Source organism: Aureimonas psammosilenae (assembly GCF_009176975.1).
In the GTDB taxonomy this organism is placed as follows: domain Bacteria; phylum Pseudomonadota; class Alphaproteobacteria; order Rhizobiales; family Rhizobiaceae; genus Plantimonas; species Plantimonas psammosilenae.
Genome location: NZ_WEZG01000032.1, coordinates 1 through 6,997, shown reverse-complemented (window position 1 = coordinate 6,997; position 6,997 = coordinate 1). Strand labels below are relative to the sequence as shown.

Annotated in this window: 9 protein-coding genes; all 9 read right to left on the bottom strand. The window is 37.5% G+C overall.

The window, feature by feature from the left end:
* Positions 1-1,022: HK97 family phage prohead protease (locus F9929_RS23710; RefSeq protein WP_193227903.1), on the bottom strand; the 1,022-nt coding region annotated here is incomplete at its 3' end.
* 21 nt (positions 1,023-1,043) lie between these two features.
* Entirely contained in the window at positions 1,044-2,309 is a 1,266-nt protein-coding gene (locus tag F9929_RS23705; RefSeq protein ID WP_152049029.1) for a phage portal protein, read from the bottom strand.
* Between the two features lie 2 nt (positions 2,310-2,311).
* On the bottom strand, positions 2,312-4,048 hold the full coding sequence (locus tag F9929_RS23700) for a terminase TerL endonuclease subunit (RefSeq protein WP_152049028.1): 1,737 nt from the start codon (positions 4,046-4,048) through the stop codon (positions 2,312-2,314).
* Between the two features lie 18 nt (positions 4,049-4,066).
* Positions 4,067-4,603, bottom strand: coding sequence for a hypothetical protein (locus F9929_RS23695; RefSeq protein ID WP_152049027.1), 537 nt, complete (start codon positions 4,601-4,603; stop codon positions 4,067-4,069).
* A 26-nt stretch (positions 4,604-4,629) separates the two neighbouring features.
* Positions 4,630-5,283, bottom strand: a complete 654-nt coding sequence (locus F9929_RS23690; RefSeq protein ID WP_152049026.1) for a hypothetical protein — start codon at positions 5,281-5,283, stop codon at positions 4,630-4,632.
* Positions 5,268-5,651 carry a phage head-tail connector protein gene (locus tag F9929_RS23685; RefSeq protein WP_152049025.1) on the bottom strand — a complete coding sequence of 128 codons (384 nt, stop codon included), beginning with the start codon at positions 5,649-5,651 and terminating at the stop codon, positions 5,268-5,270. Before F9929_RS23685 ends, F9929_RS23690 begins: the two co-directional genes overlap by 16 nt.
* Positions 5,645-6,013: a hypothetical protein gene (locus tag F9929_RS23680; protein WP_210251391.1), complete on the bottom strand. Its 369-nt coding sequence runs from the start codon at positions 6,011-6,013 to the stop codon at positions 5,645-5,647. Before F9929_RS23680 ends, F9929_RS23685 begins: the two co-directional genes overlap by 7 nt.
* Positions 6,014-6,035: 22 nt before the next feature.
* Positions 6,036-6,401 carry a hypothetical protein gene (locus F9929_RS23675; protein ID WP_193227902.1) on the bottom strand — a complete coding sequence of 122 codons (366 nt, stop codon included), beginning with the start codon at positions 6,399-6,401 and terminating at the stop codon, positions 6,036-6,038.
* A 9-nt stretch (positions 6,402-6,410) separates the two neighbouring features.
* A complete protein-coding gene (locus tag F9929_RS23670) occupies positions 6,411-6,662 on the bottom strand; it encodes an SH3 domain-containing protein (RefSeq protein WP_152049023.1) in 252 nt (83 codons plus the stop codon).
* Positions 6,663-6,997 lie beyond the last annotated feature (335 nt).

Genomic DNA, 6,997 nt, shown 5'->3' with positions numbered 1-6,997 from the left:
CCTTTTTGTAGTTTAGTTTCAGGGAACAATACATCAATATTTTCAATACCGTGTTTAATTGTAATACCTTCGTCTGATCCAAGTCCATTGTCAATAAGGACGCCTGCAAGTGATGATGCACGAGTATCGATTGCAGTTTGAATAAGTGTATCTACATCATTAGCGTAGAATGAGTTGTATTGGTCATATGATTGGAACGCGTTGTGTTTCATGAAATATTCTTCTCCTTCTTCAAAAGCATTATGCGCTACGCTAGCACCATCGCCAGCACCTTCACTACCTTCAGCACCTTCACCTTCTCCATGAGCTTCTGCTTCTGCATCAGCTTCTGCTTCAGCGTTTTCAATAGAACCTGCTTCAGCAATTACAGTGGATACAGCGTGCACTTGGTCATCACTCAAAGTTTCGAGAACTTCGTTATCTTCATCAGAAAGTGTTTCGAAACCATGTTGTAATCCTTTTAGGACAATTTCTGTTTGATCCTCGTTCAATGTGTCGAGTACATCACCAACAGTTTTAGACATAGTATTTTCTCCTTGATCTTTATGTTGTAAAATCGTATCTTCTAACCCAGTATAGATAATACCTGATGATTCATCAAATGAATCGCTACCATCATCTGAGTGTGTTAATTTGTGTTCAATCAAAGCACCCTTATTGGCACCTTTTAGAACTAGACTAACTTCATAGATTTCTCCATGAGTTACAAAATTACCATTCTTTTGAATGCGATGAGCCCCAATAGACATAGCCCATAGGTCACCGTGTGCAATAAGTTCTTTAGCATCTTGTCCATGTTCAGTATCATTTAGATACCCATATCCATAGACACCTTCGCTATTATTATGTAACAACATATGACCAATAACATTAGAGATGGAATTGTAATTATGGTTCCAAACCAATGGAACTTTCATACCATCATTACCTTTAAAGGCATTTTGTTGAATGATTACACCATCGCTACATTTAATGTCATTCTTTGTTACATAACCAGCAAAATCATAGTTTTGTGGTTTCATAAAATATTTCTACTCCTTCGTTTACTGCATATCACTACCGTAGTCATCAACTGGTGGCGGATATTCACCATTAGGATCCATTTGACCAGGAGACATAGTACCCCCATTTTGATTTCCGTCAGAAATATTACGATTATACAATTCGTTAGCTAATGGGTTTGGATGTGGTTTCATTCCAATGAAGCTACGAATCTCATTTGGTGTCATAATCGCATTACGAGAGAACAAATCAGCAGAAGATGCAAGTTGCTCAATTGGTAATAGACGGAATGGATCACGGTAGAATCTATAGACATGACCTTGGGTACGAGCAGTCTTAGTTAAGAAAGCTACGTTAAACGCATCGCTAATAGCTTGAAGACATGGATCGACAGCACGAGCATTATAAAGATTAATCTCTTGAGCGTTAGCTTCACCTGACAAGATTCTAGAAGTGATACCAACTTCGTTGTAGAAATCAGTCTTAAGTTTAATAACATCTTCTAAAACATTATTATTAATACCACCACCAGCGCTAATAAATTCTTCTTTATTTTCTAGGAAAGCAATACCATGTTTAGAAGAAGCCATTTGCTCTTCAATTGAAGCCATACGCTCTTTAGCTTGCGCATTTCGATATGTAGTACCAGTGCCATAAGGTAATTTAATAAAACCATTAAGTTTACCTAGAGTGGCATTGTTATCCAAATCGGTCATGAGTCTGACTTTGTTGTTTAAAAGATTTAGTGTGTAATTACTATTTTTAAATATGGTTAAGAAAGGAGACTCGATAATAGCTACATCACTTTTTGCAACAACAAGAGATTGCTCAGTACCTGTCCGGTCATTATAGCAGGACACCTTCACATGTCTAGGGAACCATTGTTCGATTCTACCAACACGGATAGAAAGAATATTACCTGCATTATCTTTATCGATAGGTACTGCTGCAACAACACCTTCATCAAGCATAGACCAGATTAAATCGAATAAAAAGCTACGACCTGTTTGGTCTATATTCGCTTGCAATGTCATACGATTATAGAATTCGGATTGAACAGGTTCCTGGTTACCATCGGCATCAATTATTTTTAAATGGTTGAAACTAACCATAGAAGCATCAATAGCGATTCGATTGATAACAGATTTGATAATGTCTGACTTATGAAATCCACCGTTACTAGCGTAGTGTGGTGAATAATATGTCGATGCTGTTGAGTAACCATAACTATTGTTCAATGCGAAACTGGAGTCTAGATTTGAAATATCAGAGAAGCTATTTATTGAATGTAAAATATCGCTACTCATTTTTACTCAAAAACCTCCTTATTTCTTGAGTAGGCAACCCACGCATCCATCATAGCAGCAACGTTATCGATTTTATCCTCACGACGCTCTTTAGATAGCTTGTAGTTACCATTATTATCTTGAAGAACCACACTATTCCCCATAGCGTATTTCATTAGTTCTTCATCAAAAATTAACTGTCTTGCAGTTGCTAATTGTTTTAATTCACCTAGGGGTACTGATTCTGTACGAGAGCCTTGACGTACGGTTTCAACACCGTATTCGCCGTTTTCCATAGTCCATCGTTCGACAAATGCGGCAGCATTATAAGGGTCAAACCCAAATGTTAGCACAGACCAATCATGTGCATAAATGTAGTCTCGTACATCCTCATAGATTTCTACCCAATCAAGGATAGTTCCTTGACATACAATAAGTGAACCTTCACGGATAAGTTCATCATAACGATTCTTCGTTGCAGTTGCAACTTTATTATATTTTACTTCCGAAATATATGAACGGGTTTTAACACCAAAGCGTTCATTGCCTAAAGGGAATACCCATGTAAATGCCCAGAAGTCATCACCTTGTGAAGCATCCATACCCATAGCACATGGTAAGTGGTCGAAGTTTTGTTTCGGATGTGTAATTGTCTCTTCATAAGTAAAGAAGAATGTAAATCCTTCAACAGGAATACCGAAACGCTTCGCTAAGATATCATTACGACTGATCGTGCTAACTTCCGCACGTTTAACATCACGCATATAAGTATCGTATGATACAGTAACACCAATATTAGGGCAGGCTTTCATCCACATTTCAGGCTGTCCAACTTCTTTAATATCATCTAGCTTATAGTACCAGATTGATGTGTGTGGGTCTTCAATTTCTCCACGTAAGATTTGTAGAAGTTCCATTTTGATAGAGTCACCGACTTTATCACGGACAGTACCTTCTGAGGATACAGCAAGAATAACGTAGTCGTCAACGCCACCTTTAGCGGCTGATTGTTCAAGGGCATCAATTACGTTCTCTTTAATATCACATGACAACCATTCATCTACAGTACAGTATTTTGATCGAGCTCCTTGAATAGCATCGATAGTCATAGGACGCATTTCCAATAATGAATTGGTAAGTTTATTTTCAATACCGCGTTTAGTTGTTGTGAGTTTTTGTTGAGACTCGTATGAACGAGATTTGTTACTACCTACTGTTAGAACTTGGAATAATGGACCACGAGCACGAGCAATTGCTGTTGATAACGGTTGAAGTATTTCCATGGCTTGGCGCATCGTAGGAGCTGTGGTAATTTGTTGAGTAGTAGATGTATCATTAACTAGACCATGCATTTGAATAGTGGATTCGTATAACGATTTTGAATTACCACGAGCAATAATCAGGAACTGACGATTTCGTAATCGTTTCTTTTTACGTCTAATAACACGACGACCTGTTTTTGGGTCAATAGTTTCTTCATCTGAATAATAATACCAAGCAAATAAATCCTCAGCCCACAGCTTGAATGTTGGTAACAAAGTTAAAGGCTCGCCAGTTGTTAGAGTCAACTCATTCTCACAGAAATCAATGTATCCTTGGATAGCATCCGGATCATAGTAATAGTTTGGGTTTTCTATGTCTCTATCTATACGGTTCATTTGCATAGATATTGTTTCTGGAACTGGGATTTCGCCTTTTAACACCGCTTCTCGGAAACGTCCATATTCTTGAGGTACTGCAGTATTACTTATTCTACTCATAGTATTTACCTCTATTTATCACTTACCGTAAATACGACGACGTTGCACTCGTTCACGTTTTTCGTTTATTTTCTTTTGAGGTTCTTGCGCATTAACATACTTAATAGTAGCTTTATTCCATTCACGAACATTATCTTTGAATTGCTTGTTAGCATATTTTGTTTTAGATTGTTTCTTAAGTGCTTGACGAAGTCGGGCTTCTACAGAGTTATCGCGACGTTTACCAGCTTTAGGGTTTACCATTGTTTCAATCTTAGTATGAGGGACATTTCTAGCATTCCGCAATTCTTTTTTGTACAAAACTCGTGTACGGGCATTATTCTCAGTGATATTGTATTTAGAATCGACTAGATTGGCCATACGCTTAACGTTTTTACCAGCTTGGTTAACGTAGCGTCCAGTAGAATTATACAGATTGGTAAACATTTCAGATACACGACGACCTGCGCGACGAGCTTGACGTACACGTTCTTTAGCTTCTTCAGTCCATTTACCACCATGTAATAATACATCTTCTGTATTATCAATAGCTTGAATTAAAATATCATCTCTCATGAGTTTATTTCTCCATATTTTCTTTTTCATTTACCACCGTTCATCTGCTTATAATATTGGTTATAAGCACCAGCAACCTTACGGGCAGTCTTAACACTTTTGCGCATTGCTTGAGCTCCAAGAACCGCATTTTGAAATGCCTCGAGTTGTTCTTTGGTTGCTTTATTTTTATCAGTAAAGAATTGAGATGAGTTAGGATCTTTAATAAGTTTTTCCAACTCAACATTAGCCGCGACCCCAGCAAGAGCGGCAAGACGCTTCCTGTTTCTAGCTTTCTTAGCAGCTACTGCTTCAGCCTCAGCTCTTTCTCTGGCTCTTTGTTGTGTATAAACTATATCTCTAAAATCGTTTTCAGCTTCAATTCGCTTAATTTGTTCTCGAATAGCAGACGTAGACATCTTATCGCGATGTTTATACATATCGATAAATCTCTGTTCACGTTTACGTTCGTTAATTTCAGTTAGTTTTTTCTTACTAACTTCTTCGACTTCGTTAACAGTTTTCTTAGATCCTTTACCGATTAAAGATTTTAGCTTACTACCGATACCATTAGACTTCCTAAGCGGAGAGTTTTTAAATCGATCATCTTGGTATGGACGAGCTCCACTTCCAAGCTTATAACGCCCAGAACGACCTTTGACACCGGCTTGAAGAAGCGTCTCTTTTAATTGGTTAGACATTTCGAAATTTCTCCTTCCAACCGAGCACGATATAAGGCTTCTTCAGCTTTCGATTCGAACATTGCTTGCACCGAAGATTGTGGAGGGTCGAACTCCAATTGGGTACGAAGATATACAAACATCTTAGCTGGAGCTTTATCGCCAGTGAAGTCGCTACCAAAGAAATCGTCCCAGGTAGCATCTTCATTTTCAAACAGATCAATGGTTTTACCTACCGAGTTCTGTTTTAGAGTAGCCAAAGCGTTGTTGATAGATAGCAAGATAGATGACTTGTAAACATCATCTTCGAGAATATCTTCGGATGTGCTCGGAATAAAATTAATAGTGTCTTTTAAAATACTATTAGCCATCATAATCTCCTTTACCATAATATCGTATCTCCCGGGGTACGCTCTATAATCCCTTGAGTATTCTTTTTAGAATAGTGAATAAGGTTGTGTGTATTAACAGATACAGATATTAAATTTTCAAGGTCAAATAATTTAGGACTCCTATTAAGGATATCCTCTTCAGTAAGAGGGTTAATATGGTGAACAATAATAAGTCCTTGAATTGGTAATTGTTGAACACCTAAATCATTTCCGAAGTCTCGAACAATAACATCTCGCCGCACATCTAGCCACTCAGGAGAGTGATAAAATTCATTAGACATATATCTAGGAGAACCATATTCAAAGTCGCAAAGTTTTAAGTATTCCAGTCTATCAGCATAGCCTTTATACTTTAACATTTCGGAGTATGTTCGAGTATAGTCATTCACCATTTTCATCATGGACACCGTTACCTGTATAGCCAGCGAACATTCGCATAGCTTCTTCATATTTTTCATTACCAAGTCTTTCGGAGTTAATCGCTTCAGTTTTAGCACTAAGTAATTTATTTTGAAGCTCAAGGTTTTCCATTTCCATTTTCTCTTTAGGTGAAGAACGTTTAAGCCAGAATACAATTTCAGCAGATGAAGCGGTTCCTTCTCTAAGACGACGCTCAGATAGTTCCATTGCTAAGGCTTGCATATACTCATCCCGGGCTCGTGGATCACGAGGTTTTGGCATAGCCTCTATTAGTTCACCTTCTAACGGCTCATCTCTTTTTACTAATTCTGACATACCATCATTCATCACAGATACCTACTTACTTTTGTTTTTATCAGTTTTCGGTTGTGATTTGACTTCTTCGACGAGATAAGGTTCGTTAAGAATGTAACCCTCGACTCCATCAGGAAGAGTAACTCTAATCCAACTTAAACCTTCAGGATTAAATCCTTCGAATTCGCGGTCGAACTCATACACTTCTAGGGATGGAGCATTTAGCGTATCAGCAGAACGTACGTTAACACCACCTGAAGCAACGACACGATATTTTGTAAGATTTTTATCCATGATTTGTCTCCTTTCATTATTGTATATGTGGACTTAGATATTTTTCTAAGCCACTATTGACCATTATACAGTAAGTTTGATACCTCTTTTTTTTCACTTTTTGGAGTAAAGTATTGTTATCATTTATTATTTTTTAAAGGAAAGTATATAGAGGAGATACTAGTGGTTAGCTAAGCCACGTCGTCAATTATTACTTTGTTATTTATTTCATTAATAAGGAGGCTAACTAAAACAACGAAAGGGTTATTAGGTAGCAAACTTTGTATAATGGCCCATAGTGACCTAGAAAAAATCCAAAAACGTTTTCCAAAAATTCCCAACGGGGTTATTTTGAA

Coding starts and splice junctions, on each gene's coding strand:
- F9929_RS23705 (WP_152049029.1), bottom strand. CDS start 2,309: ATGAGTAGCGATATTTTACATTCAATAAATAGCTTCTCTGATATTTCA.
- F9929_RS23700 (WP_152049028.1), bottom strand. CDS start 4,048: ATGAGTAGAATAAGTAATACTGCAGTACCTCAAGAATATGGACGTTTC.
- F9929_RS23695 (WP_152049027.1), bottom strand. CDS start 4,603: ATGAGAGATGATATTTTAATTCAAGCTATTGATAATACAGAAGATGTA.
- F9929_RS23690 (WP_152049026.1), bottom strand. CDS start 5,283: ATGTCTAACCAATTAAAAGAGACGCTTCTTCAAGCCGGTGTCAAAGGT.
- F9929_RS23685 (WP_152049025.1), bottom strand. CDS start 5,651: ATGGTAAAGGAGATTATGATGGCTAATAGTATTTTAAAAGACACTATT.
- F9929_RS23680 (WP_210251391.1), bottom strand. CDS start 6,013: ATGTTAAAGTATAAAGGCTATGCTGATAGACTGGAATACTTAAAACTT.
- F9929_RS23675 (WP_193227902.1), bottom strand. CDS start 6,401: ATGAATGATGGTATGTCAGAATTAGTAAAAAGAGATGAGCCGTTAGAA.
- F9929_RS23670 (WP_152049023.1), bottom strand. CDS start 6,662: ATGGATAAAAATCTTACAAAATATCGTGTCGTTGCTTCAGGTGGTGTT.